We start from the raw sequence: 20794 nt of genomic DNA on the forward strand, positions 1-20794 counted from the left end.
TCAGGAGGCGAGCGCGGCCGCCACCTTGGCGAGCCGCATCGCCGTCATGTCGACCAGCGATGCGGGCAGCGCGTCCTTCAACGCGCCGCTCTCGTCGAAAGCGGCATGCGCGTTGGGGATCAGCACCTGTTCAGGAATCACGAGCGTCTGCACCGTCGACAGGATCTGGCGCAGATGGATCAGGCCGCGCAACCCGCCGAACGGGCTGACCGAGGCCGACATGATCGCCGCCGCCTTGCCGCGATAGGCGACGAGCGCGACAAGCCGCTCGTCGCCCGTCGGCCGCGACGCCCAGTCGATCGCATTTTTGAGCAGCGGCGGCACCGAGCCATTATATTCGGGCGAGACAAATAACAGCCCGTCCTGCGCCGCAAAGACACGCTTCAACCGCTCGGCATCGGCGGGAAAGGCGCCGGATTCGATCGCGGCCGAATAGAGCGGCAGGTCGTAGCCGGCGAGATCCACGTCGGTGACCTCAGCCCCTTGCGCCTCGAGCGCGCGAATGGCGAGCCTGCCCAGCGCCCGGTTGAACGATCCTTCGCGCGTGCTTCCGACGACAACGGCAATTTTCGGCAATTTACCCTCCCCGCAATAATGATTAGAATACTAACCTATTATCGCGGACGTCCGCAAGCCCGTTGCGAAAGGGGTCAGGCCTTGATGTCGGACAGCGTCGACAGCTTGGCGGTTTCGTCGGCCAGATTCTCGATCACGCGGCGCATGAGCGCCTGCAGCGTTTCAACCTCTTCATCGGTCATGCCGCGGGTCGCGATTTCATGGACCTCGGCATTCATCGGCGCGAGGATCAGCTCGAGCTTGCGCGCGTGCGGGGTCAGATGGATGAAGGTCTTGCGCCGGTCGTCCGACGTCTTCTTGCGCGTGATGAAGCCCGCCTTCTCAAGCCCCTTGAGCGCGACCACCGTCGTCGGTTCGCGCATGCCGACACGCTCGCTCAGTTCGCGCTGGGTGATGCCGTCCTCGCGCCACAGCTGACGCAGGAACCGCCATTGCCCCGCCGACACATCATAGGTCAGCGTTCCGCGCTCGAGCAGCCGCGAAAAGGAGCGGAAGACGATGCGCGCCAGATAGCCGATGCTGTTTTCGGGATTGGTGTAATATTCGGCCGGATGCCGAAACGTCTGGGTCTTCTTCGCCAATTCTCTTCCCCTTTTCCCGAACCTTAGGGGCCTATGATTTGCCCGGCAATATGCTTCGATATACCAATATCATTGGACAGGGAGGGGCAACCCATATACTTAGCTTTCTAAGTTATGGAAAGGATAATCGGATGTTCGACCGGCTGACCGCCGTGGCGGCGCCGCTGCCGATCGCCAACGTCGATACCGACATGGTCATTCCGGCGCGCTTCATGAAGGCCCTGTCACGCACCGGACTGGGGCGGCATCTGTTCCAGGAATTGCGCTACACGCCCGATGGCTTGGAGCGTGAGGATTTCGTCCTGAACCGCGGCGCAACCCGCGGCGCGCAGATATTGATCGCCGACCGCAATTTCGGCTGCGGCTCGTCGCGCGAACATGCGGTATGGGCGCTCCGCGACTTCGGTATCCGCTGCGTGATCGCGCCGAGCTTCGGCGATATTTTTTCGAACAATGCGCGCAAAAACGGCCTGCTGCTGATCCGGCTGCCCGCCGCAATCTGCGACCGGCTGCGCGACGAGGTCGCGCTCGCGCAATTCGCGCCGATGACCGTCGACCTGGTCGAGCAGCGCCTCACCCTGGCGTCGGGTGAAGGCATCGATTTTGCCATCGACCCCGACGATCGCCGCACGCTGCTGGACGGACGCGACGACATCGCGCGCACCTTGCGGCACGAGGCCGCGATCACCCGTTTCGAAACGGCGGCCTAGCCCGTTCCTTCATCGGTCAGGATCGCCGGATCGGCGATGCAACCGGCAATCGCGCTCGCCGCCGCGAGCGCGGGGCTCATCAGGTGGGTGCGGCCGCCGCGCCCCTGCCGATTCTCGAAATTGCGGTTCGACGTCGCGGCGCAGCGTTCGCCGGGCAAAAGGCGGTCCGCGTTCATCCCGACGCACATCGAACAGCCGGGCTCGCGCCAGTGGAAGCCCGCTGCGCGCAGGATGCGGTCGATCCCTTCCGCCTCGGCCTGTCGCTTGACCAGCCCCGACCCCGGCACGACCATGGCGCGCACATGATCCGCGACCCGGCGCCCCTCGACCACCGCCGCGACGACGCGCAGATCTTCGATGCGGCTGTTGGTACAGCTTCCGATGAAAACGCGATCGATCGGGGTCCCGGCGATCGGGCGGCCCGGCGTCAGGCCCATATAGGCGAGCGCGCGCTCGGCAACCGCGCGCGCATCGGGATCGGCCAGGCAAGCCGGATCGGGTATGACGCCGTCGATCGCAATCACCTGCGACGGATTGGTGCCCCAACTGACCATCGGCCCGACCGCGTCGGCATCAATGCGCAATTCGCGGTCGAAGACGGCCCCGGCATCGGTCGGCAAGGCGCGCCAGCGCGCCAGTGCCGCGGTCCAGGCATCGCCCTTCGGCACCGCCGGCCGATCCGCGAGATAGGCGAAGGTCGTGTCGTCGGGCGCGATCAATCCGGCGCGCGCGCCCATTTCGATGCTGAGATTGCACAGCGTCATCCGCGCTTCCATCGACAGCGCCCCGATCGCGCTGCCCGCATATTCGATGACATGCCCCGTCGCCCCGTCGACGCCAATCGCCGCGAGCAGATGCAGCGCCAGATCCTTTGCCTGGACATGGGGACGCAGCACGCCGTCGACGGTGATCCGCATGTTGCGCGAACGGCGCTGGCGGATCGTCTGCGTCGCCAGCACATGTTCGACTTCAGAGGTGCCGATGCCGAAGGCGAGCGCGCCGAACGCGCCGTGCGTCGACGTGTGGCTGTCGCCGCACACGATCGTCATGCCGGGCTGCGAGCGCCCCTGTTCGGGGCCGACGACATGGACGATGCCGCCGCGCGGGTCGCCCATGGCGAAATTCTCGATGCCGTGCCGCGCCGTGTTGCTGACCAGCGCCTCGAGCTGCGCGCGCGCTTCGATATCGGCCACTCCGGCGGGCCCGGCGGCCTGTCCTTCGGTCGGGACATTATGATCCGACAGCGCGAGCGCCCGCTCGGGCCGGCGGACCCCCCGCCCCGCCTCCTCGAGCGCGGCGAAGGCCTGCGGCGACGTCACTTCGTGCAGCAGGTGCAGATCGACATAGAGCAGGGTTTCACCATCGTCCTCGGCAACGGCGTGGGCGTCCCATATCTTGTCGTAAAGCGTGCGCGGGCCGGTCATCGATGCGGCGCCCGCACCGCGCCCGGATTCTCGAAAGACGTCACCCTGTCCTTGCTCCCCGCCGGGTAGATCCTCACTACCGCCATTTACTTAGGATTCTAACTTATATGGTGAGCGAGCACGTCAAATCAAGCGGTTTTGCGTGGCAGCCGCATGTCACAGAATCATAATACTTAGTCGTTGAAGTATTTTTCAATCCTGCTAAGCATGCGGTGGGAACGGAGGATAGAGTCGCTCCACCGGCACGATATTCGGGCACAAGACGATGCCCGGCGCCGGCGGCAAAATGGGCAATCTGCCACAGCATCACCCCGTTTCATGGACTGACAAGGCCGGATGCGAACCCGCATTTCCGCCGCGCTGGCGCGCGCGGGATCGGGATCGGTGCGGCCACCATGTGGGAGGATATGATGACGACGCGCTTGTTCCTGCTTTCGACCGCCATGGTCGCGGTTGGCACCACACCGACGGCGGCGCATGCCCAGACCGGCGAAACCGCCGCGGCGGAAGAAGTCGCCACCGGCGCCGAAGACAATAGCTATGGCGACATCGTCGTCACCGCACAGCGCCGCAGCGAAAGCGTGCAGAATGTCCCGATCGCGATTTCCGCCTTCAATGCCGAGATGGTCGAAGCGAGCGGCAGCACCAATATCACCAGCCTCAACGGCCTCGCGCCCAATGTGGTGCTGCAGACGCAGGGCCTCGTCGCCAATGTGCCGATGATCTCGATCCGCGGCATGAGCACCGCCGATCCCGATCCCAACGCCGACCCCAAGGTCAGCACGATCATCGACGGCGTCTATATTCCCTTCGTGTCGAGCACGATGCTCGACCTGTTCGACGTCGAACGGATCGAGGTGCTGAAGGGACCGCAGGGCGTGCTGTTCGGCAAGAACAACCTTGCCGGCACGATCAACGTCATCACCGCGCGCCCGACCGACGATTTCGGAGGCGAAGCGCGCGTCAGCCTGGGATCCTACGGGCTCAAGCAGTTCCGCGGCAAGCTCAACAGCGGCCGCTTCGCCGATGGCGCGCTGGCCGCCAAAATCTCGGTCAATTTCCGCGACTATGACGGCTACAGCCGCAACGTCATCACCGGCAACCGTCTTAACGGCGCCAATGTGAAGGCGGTGCGCGGCGCGCTCAATTATGATCATGGCGGGCCGTTCGATTCGACGCTGATCGTCGACTGGCTGAAGCAAAAGACGACCGGTCCGGCGCCGCACGTCCTCGACAATGGCGATCCCAATTGGGATCTGCTGCCCGACGCGGTGAAGACCGACGTGCGCAAGGCGGCGGTGCTGTTCGATCCCTATGCCAACACCGAAAGCTATGGCGGATCCTGGTCGTCGAACCTCGACGTGGGCTGGGGCACGATCAGTTCGGTTCTCGGCTATCGTCACCTCACCTATATCACCCGCGGCGACTTCGACGGGCTGATCAATCCGGCGCCGCAGCTCGACGTGACCCGCGACTTTTCGGGCGAATCCAAAAGCGCAGAGCTGCGCTACGTGTCGCCGGCCGGCGAGCCCGTCGATTTCGTCGTCGGCCTCTATTATCAGGCCGACAAATGGCGTCAGTTCAACACGGTGCTCGCCACCCCGACCACGACGACGCTCGCGCAGCTTCATCAGGACACGCAGAGCTATGCGATGTTCGCGCTCGTCAACGCCCATCCGGTCGAGGGGCTGACGCTGTCGCTCGGCGGGCGCTACAGCCACGACCGCAAGAAATATGACATCGCCTCGCAGGTGTTCGTCAACGGCAACCAGGCCTCGTCCTTCACGAGCAGCCTGAAGGCGTCATGGGCCGAATTCACGCCGCGCCTGACCGCCGAATATCGCTTCTCGCCCGCCGCCATGGTCTACGCCAACTATTCGCAAGGGTATAAATCGGGCGGATTCAACTCGCGCGGGACGATCCCCGAGAATATCGGTCCCTATAACCCCGAACGCGTCAACGCGTTCGAAATCGGCGCCAAGACCGACTTGTTCGACCGGTTGCTGCGCTTCAACGTGTCGGGCTTCATCAACAAGTATCGCGATCTGCAAAGCTCGGTGACGAAGATGGGAGCGGTACGGGCGGAGAATATCACGACCAACATCGCTGCCGCCAAAATATCGGGCTTCGAAGTCGAAACGCTGCTGCGCCCCGCCGCCAATTTCACCATCGGCGCGAACCTTGCCTATCTGCATGCGCGCTATACCGATTTCTGCGCGGACACAAACGGGGTCTTCACCAACGGCGCACCCGAACCCGGCCAGTGCGGGCCGGCGGTCCCGATCCTGATCAACGGGGTGCCGAACGGAACCTTCGCCGTCCCGACCGATTCGAGCGGCCTCGACCTCGCCAATGCACCCAAATGGAGCGGCAGCCTGTCGGTCGATTATGCCATTCCGATGTCGTTCGGCGCGATCAAGCTGCACAGCGACGCGCGCTATTCGTCGCGCTTCAACACCTGGGGCCGCAGCAACCTTCCCGGCTATTACCGGGACGAGGTGGTGCTGCTCAACGCCAGCATCGCGGTCGCGGGACAGGACGACAAATGGAAGGTGACGCTCTACGGCACCAACCTGACCGATCAGGAGGTGATTTCGGGCGCCACCAACGCCGGCGCGACCCCGATCTCGCAATTCTATCAGCCGCCGCGCGAATTCGGGGTGGACCTGTCGTTCAAATTCTGACGCAATCCGTCCGCGGCGCTTCCTTGCCGAAGCGCCGCGGATCGCATTTCGGGACTGCTGGCCAAGGGAGATTGAGATGGCTTGGGATTTGAACCGCCGCACGTTCGTCGGGGGAATGGGGGCGCTCGCCGCCGCGGGTCTCTCGATGCCGACCTATGCGAAGAACGGCAAGAAGCTCAACGTCCTGATGATCGTCACCGATCAGGAACAGAGCGTCGCCAGCTATCCCGAGGGCCTGCTCGAAAAGCTCCCCGCGCACCGCGAACTGATGGAACGCGGGATGCTCGTCGAAAATTATCATGTGCACACGACCCCCTGCACCCCGTCGCGCTCGACGATCTTTCAGGCGCACCATACGCAGCAGACGGGCCTGTTCCTCAACAGCGACAACGCCCCCTATCCGGTGGCGGCGGAAACCATGCCGACGCTCGGCCACATGATGCAGGCGGCGGGCTATTACACCAGCTACAAGGGCAAATGGCATCTCAGCCGGATCAATTACGAACGCAACTGGACGCGGATTCCGGGCGGCATCTATCCGACGACCGAAAATGCCATGGAGAAATACGGCTTCCACGATTACGGCTTCGACGGCGAGGAAGTCGGGCTGACATGGGATGGCTACAAGGCCGACATGTATGTCGCGGGCGACGCGGCGCGCGCGATCTTCGACTATGCGCGCAACGACAAGGCTGGCGGCAAGCCGTGGTTCCAGGTCGTCGGTCTGGTCAATCCGCACGACATCATGTTCTATGACGCGACGGGCAAGCAGGCCGAAAGCCGCCCCGATCCGAACATATTGGGGCCGCTGCGCCGCGAACCCGGCGATCCGATCTACGAGGTCGACAACAAGTTCGACCTGCCCGAAAGCTTCAGCAAGGACGATCTGTCGACGAAGCCCGAGGCGCATCGCGCGATCGTACGGCTGAACGACGTCTTCTACGGCAAGATGGCGCACGACGATCTCGCCTCGTGGCACCGCTTCAACAATTATTACTATAACTGCCTGCGCGACGTCGATCGTCGGCTCGGCCAGTTGCTCTGGGCGCTCAAGGAAAGCGGCCAGATCGACAATACGATCATCATCTACACCAGCGACCATGGCGAGCGCGCCGCCGCGCACGGGATGCGCCAGAAGGGCGCGACCATGTACCGCGAAGAAACCAATATCCCGATGATCATCGCCCACCCCGATTTCCCCGGTGGGCGGTCGACCAAGGGGCTGATGGGCGCGATCGACATCGCTCCGACGCTGATGACGCTCGCCGGCTTGTCCGCCGACCAACAGCAGAACCGTTTCCCCGGCCTGCCCGGCGTCGACGTGTCGGCGCTGCTCGGATCGCCGACGCTGCCAACGCAGCGCGACAGGACGGGCCACCTCTTCAACTATGCGGTCGTCCATTATTGGGAGCCGACCAAGGACCGCGCCGCCAATCTGCCGAGCGGCGAGCCCGATTACAGCAAGCAATATGACCTGTCGAAGCGCCGCCTGCACCGCGGCGTTCACGATGGCCGCTACAAATTCGCGCGCTATTTCGCGCCGGCGCATCATCACACGCCGACCGACTGGAAGACGCTGGCCGCGATGAACGATCTCGAGCTATACGACACCCACGCCGACCCGGGCGAGATCGTCAATCTGGCGTACGATCCCAAGCAGAAGGCGAATGTGCTGCGGCTCAACAAGATGGTCAACGCGCTGGTCGCGCGCGAGGTGGGCGAAGATGACGGCCGCGAATATCCGGGACCGACGGAGATGTATAATCAGCCTGCCTGACGCCGCCGCCGCATGAACCCCATCTGGCTTCCCGCCTCGCTGTTCGGCGGGCTCTTTCAGGCGTGGCGCACTGCGCTGCAGCAGCGGCTGCGCGCCGAACTGAGCATCAGCGGCGCGGGGCTGGTCCGCTATCTCTACGGCCTCCCCTTCGCGCTCGCCTTTGCGGCCGCCTGGCTCGGCGCGCGCCATGCGGCGCTGCCACCGCTCGGCCTCGCCTTCGCCGGTCTGTCGGCGGTCGGCGCGGTGACCCAGATGGCGGGGACGATCCTGCTCATCACCGCCTTCGGCCACCGGGGCTTCGTCGTCGGCACCGCCTTTTCCAAGACCGAAGCGGTGCAGGCGGCGCTCGTCACCGCATTGTTCCTCGGCGAACATCTGCCGCTGCTTGCCTGGGCGGGTATCGTTGCAGGGGTCGCCGGGGTACTGATCCTCGCGCTTGCGGGACGCGGGCTGACGCTGCGCGAAATTGCGGGCTCGCTCGGTCAGCCGGCGGCGTTGTTCGGGCTCGGCGCGGGGTCGATGTTCGCCTGCGCCGCGGTCGCGATAAAGCTCGCCACTACCGAGCTGCAGGGCGTCGATACGGTGGGATCGGCGCTCGTCACCCTCGTCGTGGTGATGGCGATGCAAAGCGCGCTGCATCTTGCGTGGATCATCGCGCGCGACCGCGACACGCTCGCCGCGGTCGGCCGGACGTGGCGCTCCTCGGCGCAGGTCGGGCTGCTGTCGGCGCTCGGATCGGCGTGCTGGTACACCGGCTTCGCCGCCGCCCCCGCGGCACTGGTCCGCGTCGTCGGGCAAGTCGAGGTGGTGTTCACCATCGCCTTTGCGCATTTCTATCTGCGCGAGCCCGTCCGCTGGCACGAGACGCTGGGGCTGCTGCTGGTTGTCGGCGGCGTGATCCTCGCGCTGCTGTCGACATAATTCAGCGCAGCGGCGGCAATCCGTCCATGATCGCGGTCAGCGCGAGCGCATTTTCGCGCTCCATCGCGCTGTGTCCCGCATTGGTGACGACGTAAGTGGCGGGCTCGCGCCCCGCGTCGCGCAGCGCCGCGACCAGCCGCGACGCCTGCGTCAGCGGACACACCTCATCGAAACGGCCGTGGACGATATGCACGGGGATGGACGCGAGCGTAGACGCGCCGCCGATCAGATGACCGGGCTCCAGAAACAGGTCGTTTGCAAAGAAATGCGCCTCGATCTGCGCAAAGCATAGCGCGAAGTTGGCGTCGCCGAACTTGCCGGTCGCGCCATGTTCGGGAATCAGGTTGGAAATCTTCCCTTCCCACAGCGACCAGACGAGCGCGGCATGCAGCTGCCGCTCGCGTTCGGCGTCGGTCTGCGGCACCATGTCGAAGATCGCCTTGTACGACGCCATCACATCGCGACGTTCGGCGACCGACAGCACGCCGAGCAGTTCGGCCCATTCGTCAGGATAGTTGATATAGGCGCCGGGCGCGGTCAGCGCATAGGGCGCCTCGTGCCAGGTCGCAGCATTGCCCTGATACAGATAGTCAAGATCCTCGGCCGATCCCAGAAAGATGCCGCGCAGGATCAGGCTGGCGCAATGCTGCGGAAAGGCGATGGCATAGGCCATCGCCAGCGTGCTGCCCCAGCTGCCCCCGAACACATGCATCGGCCCTGCGATGTCCAGCGCATCGCGCAGCCGGTTGATGTCGTCGATCAGGTGCGGCGTATCATTGTGGCGCAGCGCCGCGGCGGGGCCAGCGGCGGCGACATTGGGCTCGCTCTTGCCGCAGCCGCGCTGGTCGAACAGGATGATGCGATATCGCGCCGGATCGAAAAAACGCGCCATCTCGGGCGAGCAGGCGCCGCCCGGCCCGCCGTGAAGAACCATCACCGGCTCGCCGCCCGCGGCGCCATATTCCTCCCAATAGATGCGGTGCCCCGCCTCGGCATCGACGTCCAGCCAGCCGCTGCGCCGCGGCTCCGCCGCCGGATAACGCCAGCCGTCGCCGATCTTGCTGCTGGTTTCGAGACGCGAAAAATCCATGACCATTCCTCTTCAGGGCCGAAAATGCGCGACGAGCGCGTAGCGGTCGCCCGGATAGACCTGCCGCGCATAGGTGATGCGCTCGGCGCCGCGCCACGTCCAGCGTTCGAGCGCCATGCAGGCCGCGCCCGCCGCGATGCCGAGCGCGACCAGTTCCTTCGCCCCGGCGTTGACCGCGGTGATGCGATGCTCGGCCTCGGTCCAGGGAACATGCGCGAGCAGCCACGATCCCGGCGGCTCGACCGCGAAATCGACCTCGGCCGCGCCGGGCACCGCCGCCAGATTGATAAGGCGCCTCTCGAGCGCATAGGGCCGCCCGCCGGCATGGTGGCGGCACTCGATCGCGAGCACGGAGCCGCCGTCGATCTGGAGCAGGCGCCGATCCTCCTCGTTCGCGGGGCGGATCTCCCGGCGGTCGAGGTCGAGCCGATAATCCGCGCCCTGCTGCGCCACTTCGTCGCGGATGTCGGGGATTTCGAGCGCGGCGCGGTGAATGCGCGGATGCGAAACGAAGGTGCCGGCGCGCTTGCGGCTTTCAATCAACCCCGCCTCGACCAAGGCGCGCAGCGCCCGGTTCACGGTCATCCGCGAACAGCCATAGGTCGCCATCAATTGATGTTCATAGGGGATGCGGTCGCCGGGCTTCCATTCGCCCGACATGATCCGCGCTTCGATATCGCGGCGGATCTGCGCATGGAGAGCGCCGCTCTGCTTCATGCGAGCAGCGCCTGCATCGCGGCCCGATAGCGCGCGTCGATCGCCGCGCGCGCGACATGGCGGCCGCCGGCAACGCATTGGACGCCGCGGCGCCAGACGCAGTCGACCAGCCGCGCCCCACGCCCGAATATCCAGCTATCGAGGATCGCATCGCCGCGCCGCGCGGCGAGCGCGGGGTCGGCCGCAGTCAGGCTGACAAGATCGGCCCCCGCGCCGGTCGCAATGCCGTGCCCCGCCTGGCCGAGCGCCTGTGCCCCGCCCGCCTGCGCCGCCTGGTGGAGCGCGGCGCCGGTCGAACGCCCCGCACCGCCCGCGAGCAGATTGCGGCCGCGATGCGCCAGCCGCTGACCATATTCGAGCAGGCGCAGTTCGGCCGCCGCGTCGATCTCGACATTGGAATCCGAGCCGACCCCGAAGCGGCCACCGCCTGCCAGAAATTCGCGTGCCTGGAACAAACCGTCGCCAAGATTGGCCTCGGTGATCGGGCACAGCCCGAGGACCGCCCCGCTCTGCGCGACCGCGCGCCATTCGGCTTCGGTGACATGCGTCGCGTGAACGAGGCACCAGTCGGCGCCGACCTCGGCGTTCGCCATCAGCCATTCGACCGGCCGCGCGCCGCTCCATGCGCGGCATGCCTCGACCTCGGCGATCTGTTCGGCAATATGGATATGCAGCGGCGCAGCGGCGGCCATCGCGGCAACCGCGGTCAGTTCGGCGGCGGTCACCGCGCGCAGGCTGTGCGGCGCGACGCCGATGATGGCATCGCCCAGCCCCGCAACCGCGGCACGCGAAGCCTCGATCAATGCGGCATAGCTGTCGAGGTCGTTGACGAAGCGCCGCTGCGCCGCAGTCGGCGCCGCGCCGCCGAACCCCGAATGGGCATAGAAGACGGGAAGCAGGGTCAGCCCGATCCCCGTTTCATCGGCCGCCGCCGCAATCGCCTGTGCCATCGCCGCCACATCGCCGTAGGGTCGGCCGTCAGGCGAGTGATGCAGATAATGAAATTCGCCGACGCGGGTAAAACCGCTCTCCAGCATTTCGGCATAAGCGAGCGCCGCGATCGCGCGCATACCGTCGGGATCGAGGCGATCGACGAAGCGATACATGACCTCGCGCCATGTCCAGAAACTGTCGTCGCCTTCGCCCGCGCGCTCGGCAAGGCCCGCCATGCCGCGCTGAAAGGCGTGGCTGTGCAGATTGGGCAGACCGGGGATCAGAATGGCGTGCCGGTCGTCGCCCGGCTGCGGCGGCGCCGCCACCTCGATCGCACCGACATGGCCATCGGCGATCGTCAGCCGGACATTCTCAGCCCAACCCTCCGCCAACCATGCCTGTTCGCACCAAAGCGCCATCGCCTCATCCCGTCTGGACAATCTTCCGCGTTCGGATTTATGTATATACATTATTGAGTCGATGCCACAAGCCGGAGGAGAGGGCATGCGCTGCGATCGCCTGTGGACCAACGCCCGTCTCGCCACGATGCGCGCCGACCTGCCCGGTCTCGGCGTCGTCGAGGGCGGCGCGATCGGTTTGCGCGAAGGCCGGATCGCCTTTGCCGGCCCCGCAGCCGACGCCCCCAATGCCGCCGATGTCATCGACTGCGACGGTCGCTGGATCACCCCCGGGCTGATCGACGCGCACACCCATCTGGTCTTCGCGGGCGACCGCATCGCCGAGTTCGAACTGCGCCAGAAGGGCGCGTCCTATGAAGAGATTGCGCGCGCGGGCGGCGGTATCGCGTCGACGGTGGCGGCGACGCGCGCGGCGAGCGAAGCGGCGCTGGTCCGCAGCGCGCTGCCGCGCCTTGACGCACTGATCGCGGAGGGCGTCACGACGATCGAGATCAAGTCGGGCTATGGCCTGACCCTGACCGACGAAGCGAAGATGCTGCGCGCCGCACGGGCGCTGGGCGACGCGCGCCCGGTCACAGTGCGGACGACCTTTCTCGGCGCCCACGCGCTGCCAGGCGAATTTGTGGGCGACCCCGACGGCTATATCGACTTGCTATGCGAGCAAGTGTTGCCCGCCATCGCGGCCGAAGGGCTCGCCGATGCCGTCGATGCCTTTTGCGAAAATATCGGCTTCACGCCCGCGCAGACCGAACGGATGTTCGCCGCCGCCGCCGCGCAGGGCCTGCCGGTCAAGCTGCATGCCGAGCAGCTTTCCAACCAGCATGGCGCGGCGCTCGCCGCGCGGCATGGCGCGCTGTCGGCCGATCATCTCGAATATCTCGACGGACCGGGAATTGCCGCGATGCGCGATGCGGGGACGGTCGCAATGCTGCTGCCCGGCGCATTTTACTTCCTTCGCGAAACGAAGCTGCCGCCCGTGGCGGCGCTGCGCGCGGCGGGCGTGCCGATCGCCCTCGCAACCGATTGCAATCCCGGCACCTCGCCGCTCACCTCGCTGCTGCTGACGATGAACATGGGCGCGGTGCTGTTCGGCCTCACTACCGACGAATGCCTGCTCGGCGTAACGCGCCATGCGGCGCAGGCGCTCGGCCTGTCGGACAGCATCGGCACGATCGAGGCGGGCAAGCGCTGCGACCTTGCGATCTGGGATATCGAACGGCCGTCCGATCTGGTCGGCCGCATGGGCCTCAACCCGCTGCACCAGCGGATATGGATGGGACAGACGACGTGACGCAGATTGTCATCAAGCCGGGCGGCATGACGCTGGCCGACTGGCGGGCCATTTACGAAGGCGCGGCGGCGCGGCTTGCCGCGCCGGCCTGGGACGCGATCGACGCAAGTGCCGCGGCGGTCGCGCGCATCGTCGCGCGCGGCGCCCCGGTCTATGGCATCAACACCGGCTTCGGAAAGCTGGCGAGCGTCCGGATCGCCGACGACGAGCTGTCGATCCTGCAGCGCAACATCGTGCTCAGCCACGCCGCCGGCACCGGCCTCGCTTCACCCACGCCCGTCATCCGCCTGATGATGGCGCTCAAGCTCGCCAGCTTCGGCGTCGGCGCCTCGGGGGTACGGCGCGAAACGGTCGGACTGCTCGAAGCGATGCTGGCCAAGGGCCTCTCCCCCGTTGTCCCGTCGCAGGGTTCGGTCGGCGCAAGCGGCGACCTCGCCCCACTGTCGCATATGGCGGCCGCGATGATCGGCGTCGGCGCGATCGAGGTCGGCGGCAAGATATTGCCCGCGGCCGAGGCCCTTGCCGCCGCCGATCTGGCACCGCTCGAGCTCGGCCCCAAAGAGGGCCTGGCGCTGCTCAACGGCACGCAATTTTCGACCGCCAACGCCCTCGCCGGGCTGTTCCGCGCCGAAACGCTGTTCCAGTCGGCGCTGATCACCGGCGCGCTCTCGACCGAAGCCGCCAAAGGCTCCGACGCGCCGTTCGACGCGCGCATCCACGCGCTGCGCGGTCATGCGGGGCAGCGCGAGGTCGGCGATGCGCTGCGCGGCCTGATGGCGGGTTCGGCGATCCGCGCCTCGCACGCCGAAGACGATCCGCGCGTGCAGGATCCCTATTGCCTCCGCTGTCAGCCGCAGGTGATGGGTGCGGCGCTCGACCTGCTGCGGCAGGCCGGCACGACGCTGCACGTCGAGGCCAATGGCGTTTCGGACAATCCGCTGATCTTCGCCGATAGCGACGAGGCGCTGTCCGGCGGCAATTTCCACGCCGAGCCCGTCGCCTTCGCCGCCGACATGATCGCGCTGGCGCTGTGCGAGATCGGGTCGATCGCCGAACGGCGCATCGCGATGCTCGTCGATCCCGCGCTGTCGGGCCTGCCCGCCTTCCTCACCCCGCGGCCCGGCCTCAATTCGGGCTTCATGATCCCGCAGGTCACCGCCGCCGCGCTGGTCAGCGAGAACAAGCAGCGCGCCTATCCCGCCAGCGTCGATTCGATCCCAACCTCTGCCAATCAGGAGGATCATGTCTCGATGGCGGCGCATGGCGCGCGGCGCCTGCTCGACATGGCCGATAATGTCAGCGCAGTGATCGGCATCGAATTGCTCGCGGCCTGTCAGGGCATCGACTTCCACACCCCGCTGACATCGAGCGCCGCGCTCGAGGCGTCGCGCAGGCATCTGCGCGCGGTCGTCCCCACGCTCGGCGACGACCGGCATTTCCATCCCGATATGGAAGCCGCGACCGCGCTGATCCGCACCGGCAGCCTTGCAACCGCGGTGGCCGCGGAGCTTCCGGGGATCGGCTGATGGACTGGCTGCGCATCCACCGCGGCGACGCCCCGCTGATCGTCGCCTTCCCGCACGGCGGCACCGATCTTGCGGGCCTCGATGATCAGTTCGTCTCGCCATGGCGCGCGCAGCTCGATACCGACTGGTGGATCGCCGATCTTTACGCCTTCGCGCTCGATCTGGGCGCGACGACGATCGCGACCGCGATCTCGCGCAGCGTGATCGACATGAACCGCGATCCGTCGGGCGCCTCGCTCTATCCGGGGCAGGCGACGACCGAGCTCTGCCCGACGACGACCTTCGACGGCGACCCGCTCTATCGCTTCGGCGCGCCAGACGAGACCGAAGTCGTCCGCCGGCTGGGCCTCTATCACCGCCCGTATCACGATGCGATCGCGGCAGAGATCGAACGACTGAAGGCGCAGCATCGCAAGGTCATTCTTTACGACGCCCATTCGATCCGCAGCCATGTGCCGCGCCTGTTCGACGGCGAATTGCCGCAATTCAACATCGGCACCAACAGCGGCGCGACCTGTGCGCCCGAACTGGAAACCGTGGTTGCAAGCATCTGCGCCGCGAGCGGCCACAGCCATGTCGTCAACGGCCGCTTCAAGGGCGGCTGGACAACGCGCCATTACGGCCGCCCCGACGCGGGCATCCACGCGATCCAGATGGAGCTCGCCCAGCGCGGCTATATGGTCGAACCGGCGTCTTTCGACCCCGGCAACTGGCCAAGCCCGCTCGACTCCGATCCCGCGATCCTGCCGACGCTGCAGCAAGTGATCGCCGCGACCCTCGATTTTGCGAAAGGATATCCATGAGCCGCCTCGACAACAGCCGCGTCATCAAGGCACCGACCGGCGACCGGCTCAACGCCAGGAGCTGGCTGACCGAAGCGCCGCTGCGCATGCTGATGAACAATCTTCATCCCGACGTTGCCGAACGCCCCGAGGAACTGGTCGTCTATGGCGGCATCGGCCGCGCCGCGCGCGACTGGGAAAGCTATGACCGCATCGTCGAGACGCTGAAGCGCCTCGAAGACGACGAGACGCTGCTTGTCCAGTCGGGCAAGCCGGTCGGGGTCTTTCGCACCCACCCCGACGCGCCGCGCGTGCTGATCGCGAACAGCAACCTCGTCCCGCATTGGGCGAATTGGGAGCATTTCGGCGAACTCGATAAGCGCGGGCTCGCCATGTACGGGCAGATGACCGCGGGATCGTGGATCTATATCGGCACACAGGGCATCGTGCAGGGGACGTACGAAACCTTCGTCGAAATGGGGCGCCAGCATTATGGCGGCGACCTCGCGGGCAAATGGCTGCTCACCGCCGGGCTTGGCGGTATGGGCGGGGCACAGCCGCTCGCGGCAGTGATGGCGGGCGCATCGTGCCTCGCGATCGAGTGCCAGCCGAGCCGGATCGAGATGCGGCTGCGCACCGGCTATCTCGACGTCGCGGCGCAGACGATCGAGGAAGCGATGGCGATCATCGAAAAGAGCTGCGCCGACAAAAAGCCGGTGTCGGTCGGCCTGCTCGGCAACGCCGCCGAAATCCTGCCCGACCTGTTCGCCCGCGGCATCCGTCCCGATCTTCTGACCGACCAGACGAGCGCGCACGACCCGGTGAACGGCTATCTCCCCATCGGCTGGAGCGTCGCCGAATGGATGGAGAAGCGCGAAAGCGACCCGCAGGCTGTCGCGAAGGCGGCCAAGGCGTCGATGGCGGTGCATGTCCGCGCGATGCTCGATTTTCAGGCCGCGGGCGTGCCGACGACCGATTATGGCAACAATATCCGGCAGGTCGCGAAGGACGAGGGCGTCGAAAATGCCTTCGATTTCCCCGGCTTCGTTCCCGCCTATATCCGCCCGCTCTTCTGCCGCGGCATCGGTCCGTTCCGCTGGGCGGCGCTGTCGGGCGATCCCGAGGACATCTACAAGACCGATGCCAAGGTGAAGGAACTGCTGCCCGACGACGCGCATCTGCACAACTGGCTCGACATGGCGCGTGAGAAGATTCACTTCCAGGGCCTGCCCGCGCGCATCTGCTGGGTCGGGCTCGGCGATCGTCACCGGCTTGGGCTCGCGTTCAACGAGATGGTCGCGTCGGGCGAACTCAAGGCACCCGTGGTCATCGGCCGCGATCATCTCGACTCGGGATCGGTCGCCTCGCCCAACCGCGAAACCGAAGCGATGCGCGACGGGTCGGACGCGGTCAGCGACTGGCCGCTGCTCAACGCGCTCCTCAACACCGCGAGCGGCGCGACCTGGGTGTCGCTGCACCATGGCGGCGGCGTCGGCATGGGCTTTTCGCAGCACAGCGGCATGGTGATCGTCGCCGACGGCACCCCCGATGCGGCCAGGCGGCTCGAACGCGTGCTGTGGAACGACCCCGGCACCGGCGTCATGCGCCACGCCGACGCGGGCTATGACATCGCGATCGACTGCGCGCGCGAAAAGGGACTCGACCTGCCCTCGCTCGGTTAGGCGGGCTGCGCTGTTACCGTTTCTCCGGCACGTATGCGGCGGCGGAGCAGGAACAGCCCGGCGCCGAGAAGGGCCGTCGGCACCAGCATCAGCGTGAAGGCGGTGCGCCCGTCGAGATGCGCGAACAGCGCCCCGGTAATCAGCGACCCGGTCGTGCCGCCAAGCGCCGAAAAGACGACGACCAGCCCCATCAGCGACGGGTGGTGCCGGTTCGGCATCGCGCTCAGCATCACCGAAATGATCGTCGGATAAATGGGCGCGAGCGCGAAGCCGATCATCGGGAAGAGAAAAGCCGCGACCGGCGCATCGCGCCAGCTTTCGATCGGCACCGGACGCAGGCCATCGGCGAGCGGCAGCACGAGGATGATCAGCGCCGCGAGTACGGCCAGGCAGGCATTCAGGACCGGATACCAGTCGAAGCGCGCCATCACCGCGCCGGCGCCGAAACGGCCGAGCGCGATGCACGCCGCGAACAGACTCGCCGCCTGCACGCTCATCTGCGCCGGCAGGTGCAGCACCTCGTTGTTGAAGGTCGGCAGCCAGGTACCGATGCCCTGCTCGATCAGGACAAAGACAAAGGCGCAGACGATGAAGACGAGCACCAGCGGCAGCGCCGCGAGCCGCAGCATCGCGACGAGCGGCGGCCCCTGTTCGTCGGCGGCCTCCTCCCCCGCATGGGTGCGGCGCTCGTCAAGCGATGCAGACAGGATGAAGGCCAGCGCCAGCGCCGGGATCACCGCCAGCACCCAATAGGCGTTGAGCCAGCGCAGGCCCATCGGGTCGATGAAGGCGCTGAACACCCAATAGGACGACAGCACGCCGACCATGAACATGCCTTCGATCAGGCTGGTCAGGCTGGCGTGGTGCCGCGCGTCGTCGGTGACGAGGCCGATCATCGAATAGACGACGACTTTGGCGACCGCGAAGGCCGCGCCGACCATCGCGAAATGCAATTGCGCTGCGCCGAAGCTTCCCGCGAGCGGCATGACCGTACACGCCGCGATCGCGAGGAGCAGCGCCCCGATCAGCGCGTTACGCAGGCCGATGCGCGGCAGATAGCTCGCGGTCAGGAAAGAGACGATCGCAATCGTGATATCCTTGAAACCTTCGAGCGTGCTCGCCTCGGGCTTCGTGACATGAAAGCTGGAAATCGACTGCAGGATCACCGTCCCGACGCTGTTGAGCAGCATCGCGAAGGCGACATAGGTCAGAATCATTGCGGCAATCAAACGCGTGCGGGCCATGCCAAGTCCTTTGCCGCAAAGAGGGGTGGTCGCGAAGAGGCCGCGACCACCCAGGGAGGGATGACCTAGAATTTATAGGCGGCGCTGAAGCGGAACGACCGGCCGAGGATCGGACGGGCATTCAGCACTTCAGCCGCATTCTGGCCCAGCGTGCGCGGATCGCCTTCGGTCAGACCGATCTCGTTGGTCAGATTGTCGGCGGTGACCGCAAAGCTGAGCGCACGGTTGACGTCGACCGTCACGCCGGCATCGATCTTGAAATAATGCGGCAGCGACTGGGTGTTGCCGGTATCCGAGAAGCGATCGCCGATATAGGTGAAGGTCGAATAGACGCCGACCTTGCCGTCGTTGCCGAACGGCAGTTCATAGGCCGGGGTCACGCGCCATTGCCACTTCGGCTGCCGCTGGACGCGGTTGCCGCTGAGGTCGGTCGCACCGTTGTTGGTGAAGAAGTCGCGATATTTGGCGTTGAGCCACGTGCCCGAGAAGGCGAGCGTGAAATTGTCGACCGGCCGAAGCTGTCCTTCCAGCTCGACACCCGTGCTGCGCGCGCCGCCGATCGACGCCTGCGGTGCGCCATTCTGGATGACAGTGGTGACAAGGCCTTCGAACTTCGTGTGGAACAAGGTGGCATAGAGCGACAGCATGTCGGTCCGCACCTTCACCCCGCCTTCGAAATTGTCGACGCGCGGCGAGACGCGGATGCCGTCGCGCAGATTGTCGAAGAAGGGATTGGTGTTGCCGCGGTTGTAACGGACATAGGCGCCGACCGACGACGAGAAGTCGTAGTTCAGGCCCGCCGTCCATGACCAGGCGCCCTTGCTGTACGAAATATTGCGGAAGGTGCCGTCGAGCACCGCGACATTCTGGTCGTAAAGCGTGTTCGGGTCGCCGTCGGCGTCGAGCACGGTCGCGTTGTTTTCCAGCGTGCCGGTTGCCTTGTAATGCTGATAGCGCAAGCCCGCGTCGAAGCGCAGTTCGGGCGTGATCTGGAACTCGTCGACCGCATAAAAGGCATATTCGCGGCCGTCATAGGCGGCGTTGACGTTGAAGAAGCTGCCTTGCGTAAAGCCGCGATCGGTCACGACCCGGCCATCGGCGAGCGTCAGGTTGAGCAGCCGCGCATTGTTTTCGGCAGTCAGCAGCTGGATGTTGCCGAGGTTCCACTGGTCCTTCGACGAAAAGTCGGAGAAATAGGCGCCCAGCGTGAACTTGTTGTTGCCGCTGTCCCATTCGACGTTGAGGTCGTTGGTGAAATCCTCGATCTGCTTGCGCACGATCCAGGTGCCGGCGCGGATCACCTGCTGGCTGCCCGCATTGGCGACCGCATCGCCCCCATTGACATAGGTCAGGCTGCCGATCGTGCTGCCGAGGCTCGCCGCATAGTCGGCGGCCGACATCGCGGTGCTCGCGGGAACCAGTCCGGTCGTATCGGCATCGCCCTTCAGATAGCTTGCGCGATACCGCAGCTGGAGCCCGTCGCCGATCTCGTAATCGAAATTGGTGCCAAGGTTGATCAGCTTGGCGCCGCGACCGTCGCCAAGGTCGGCGCGCGTGCCGTCGGGAAGCACCGACAGGCGCGTTTCGGGGCCGGCGATCACGCCGGTGCCGGGGTCGATATTGCCGAACTGGCGCACCTTGTCGCCGTCGCGGATCACCGGGATCGGCAGCAGCCACTGGCCATGATCGTTGAGATAGCGCGCGAAGACGAGGATCGAACCCTTGTCGAGGTCATGGCGGATATTGGCGGTGATCTGCCCGCCCTTTTCGGCGGTGAAGCCCGGATTGCGGATGCCGTGGCCGCTCGAATAATAGCCGCCGACCATGAAGGTCGTGTTGTCGCCGAGCGGACCCGACAGGCGCAGGTCGCCGCGCATGTCGCCGAAATCGGTGACGCTGGCCTTCACAAGCCCTCCGAATTCGGGGCCGCCCTCTTTCTGGACGAAGTTGACGGTCAGGCCGGGTTGGCCGTTGGCGAACAGCGCGCCGGTGCCGCCGCGCACCGCCTCGACCCGCGCGATCGTTTCGTCGATGCGGATAAGCTGCGTGTTTTCGAGGAACGACAGCGTCGGCGGCGAGAAGAAGGGCACGCCCTGCGTCGTCAGCGTGACGAATTCGGCGTCGCCGCCCGACGGATAGCCGCGCACGAAGATGTTGGCGCCATTCTGGCCGCCCGAGCTTTCGGCCATGACGCCCGGCACGACCTTCAGCAGGTCGGCGGTGCTGTTCGGCGCGGCCTGTTCGATGGCATCGGCCGAAATGCTGGTAATCGCAAAGGCCGCGGCTTGGCGGCTGACCCCGCCGCCGGCGGTGCCGGTTACGACGATTTCATTGCCTGCCGCATCGTCGGCGGGCTGAGGCGCTTCCTGGGCATGGGCCACCGCCGGCAGCGCGATGAGCGCGATCGACGAGAGCAGATAGGTCCGTTTCAACATGG

16 protein-coding genes are annotated in these 20794 nt (G+C 65.9%); 8 read left to right on the forward strand and 8 right to left on the reverse strand.

All coding sequences use genetic code 11. The features are described from left to right. Nucleotides 1–576 (reverse strand): NADPH-dependent FMN reductase, encoded by a 576-nt coding sequence (locus MU856_RS13425; RefSeq protein WP_263587741.1) that lies wholly within the window; start codon nt 574–576, stop codon nt 1–3. Nucleotides 577–650: 74 nt separating this feature from the next. After that, nucleotides 651–1157 (reverse strand): MarR family winged helix-turn-helix transcriptional regulator, encoded by a 507-nt coding sequence (locus MU856_RS13430; RefSeq protein ID WP_003049460.1) that lies wholly within the window; start codon nt 1155–1157, stop codon nt 651–653. A gap of 131 nt (nt 1158–1288) precedes the next feature. Between MU856_RS13430 and leuD the strand changes: the two genes are divergently transcribed. Continuing rightward, nucleotides 1289–1867 (forward strand): 3-isopropylmalate dehydratase small subunit, encoded by a 579-nt coding sequence (leuD, locus tag MU856_RS13435; RefSeq protein ID WP_186402948.1) that lies wholly within the window; start codon nt 1289–1291, stop codon nt 1865–1867. Here the strand turns inward: leuD and leuC are convergent. Then, nucleotides 1864–3291, reverse strand: a complete 1428-nt coding sequence (gene leuC / locus MU856_RS13440) for a 3-isopropylmalate dehydratase large subunit (protein ID WP_263587742.1) — start codon at nt 3289–3291, stop codon at nt 1864–1866. The genes leuD and leuC overlap by 4 nt on opposite strands. A 407-nt stretch (nt 3292–3698) precedes the next feature. Between leuC and MU856_RS13445 the strand changes: the two genes are divergently transcribed. The 3 genes from MU856_RS13445 to MU856_RS13455 all read left to right on the forward strand — a co-directional run bounded on the left by MU856_RS13445 (nt 3699) and on the right by MU856_RS13455 (nt 8673). After that, nucleotides 3699–5975 (forward strand): TonB-dependent receptor, encoded by a 2277-nt coding sequence (locus tag MU856_RS13445; RefSeq protein WP_217372684.1) that lies wholly within the window; start codon nt 3699–3701, stop codon nt 5973–5975. A 76-nt stretch (nt 5976–6051) separates the two neighbouring features. Continuing rightward, nucleotides 6052–7752 (forward strand): sulfatase-like hydrolase/transferase, encoded by a 1701-nt coding sequence (locus MU856_RS13450; protein ID WP_263587743.1) that lies wholly within the window; start codon nt 6052–6054, stop codon nt 7750–7752. Between the two features lie 12 nt (nt 7753–7764). After that, nucleotides 7765–8673 carry an EamA family transporter gene (locus MU856_RS13455; RefSeq protein ID WP_186402944.1) on the forward strand — a complete coding sequence of 303 codons (909 nt, stop codon included), beginning with the start codon at nt 7765–7767 and terminating at the stop codon, nt 8671–8673. 1 nt (nt 8674) lies between these two features. Here MU856_RS13455 and MU856_RS13460 read toward each other — a convergent pair whose 3' ends face one another. From MU856_RS13460 to MU856_RS13470, 3 genes are read right to left on the reverse strand one after another with little or no spacing between them, the layout of a single operon-like run. Continuing rightward, complete coding sequence (locus tag MU856_RS13460) at nt 8675–9763, reverse strand: alpha/beta fold hydrolase (protein ID WP_263587744.1); 1089 nt, start codon at nt 9761–9763, stop codon at nt 8675–8677. Between the two features lie 12 nt (nt 9764–9775). Further along, entirely contained in the window at nt 9776–10480 is a 705-nt protein-coding gene (gene hutC / locus MU856_RS13465; RefSeq protein ID WP_217372685.1) for a histidine utilization repressor, read from the reverse strand. Beyond that, nucleotides 10477–11832, reverse strand: coding sequence for a formimidoylglutamate deiminase (locus MU856_RS13470; RefSeq protein ID WP_186402941.1), 1356 nt, complete (start codon nt 11830–11832; stop codon nt 10477–10479). The genes hutC and MU856_RS13470 overlap by 4 nt, the downstream gene beginning before the upstream one ends. 85 nt (nt 11833–11917) lie before the next feature. Here MU856_RS13470 and hutI point away from each other — a divergent pair, with 85 nt between their 5' ends. The 4 genes from hutI to hutU are packed head-to-tail and all read left to right on the forward strand — an operon-like array spanning nt 11918 to nt 17113. Further along, the gene (hutI, locus tag MU856_RS13475) at nt 11918–13123 is read left to right on the forward strand and encodes an imidazolonepropionase (protein WP_263587745.1); all 1206 of its coding nucleotides are present in this window, start codon (nt 11918–11920) and stop codon (nt 13121–13123) included. Then, nucleotides 13102–14649: a histidine ammonia-lyase gene (gene hutH, locus MU856_RS13480; protein ID WP_412072793.1), complete on the forward strand. Its 1548-nt coding sequence runs from the start codon at nt 13102–13104 to the stop codon at nt 14647–14649. The genes hutI and hutH overlap by 22 nt, the downstream gene beginning before the upstream one ends. Then, nucleotides 14649–15452, forward strand: coding sequence for an N-formylglutamate deformylase (gene hutG / locus MU856_RS13485; RefSeq protein ID WP_263587747.1), 804 nt, complete (start codon nt 14649–14651; stop codon nt 15450–15452). The genes hutH and hutG overlap by 1 nt, the downstream gene beginning before the upstream one ends. Next, nucleotides 15449–17113 (forward strand): urocanate hydratase, encoded by a 1665-nt coding sequence (hutU, locus tag MU856_RS13490; RefSeq protein ID WP_186402937.1) that lies wholly within the window; start codon nt 15449–15451, stop codon nt 17111–17113. Before hutG ends, hutU begins: the two co-directional genes overlap by 4 nt. On the opposite strand, the gene MU856_RS13495 is transcribed toward hutU, so the two are convergent. Next, nucleotides 17110–18357 (reverse strand): MFS transporter, encoded by a 1248-nt coding sequence (locus tag MU856_RS13495; RefSeq protein ID WP_186402936.1) that lies wholly within the window; start codon nt 18355–18357, stop codon nt 17110–17112. The two genes, hutU and MU856_RS13495, sit on opposite strands and share 4 nt — an antisense overlap. A gap of 65 nt (nt 18358–18422) precedes the next feature. Beyond that, nucleotides 18423–20792 (reverse strand): TonB-dependent siderophore receptor, encoded by a 2370-nt coding sequence (locus tag MU856_RS13500; RefSeq protein ID WP_263587748.1) that lies wholly within the window; start codon nt 20790–20792, stop codon nt 18423–18425. Between the last annotated feature and the right edge of the window lie 2 nt (nt 20793–20794).

This window comes from Sphingopyxis sp. GC21 (genome assembly GCF_025727575.1).
Taxonomy (GTDB): domain Bacteria; phylum Pseudomonadota; class Alphaproteobacteria; order Sphingomonadales; family Sphingomonadaceae; genus Sphingopyxis; species Sphingopyxis terrae_A.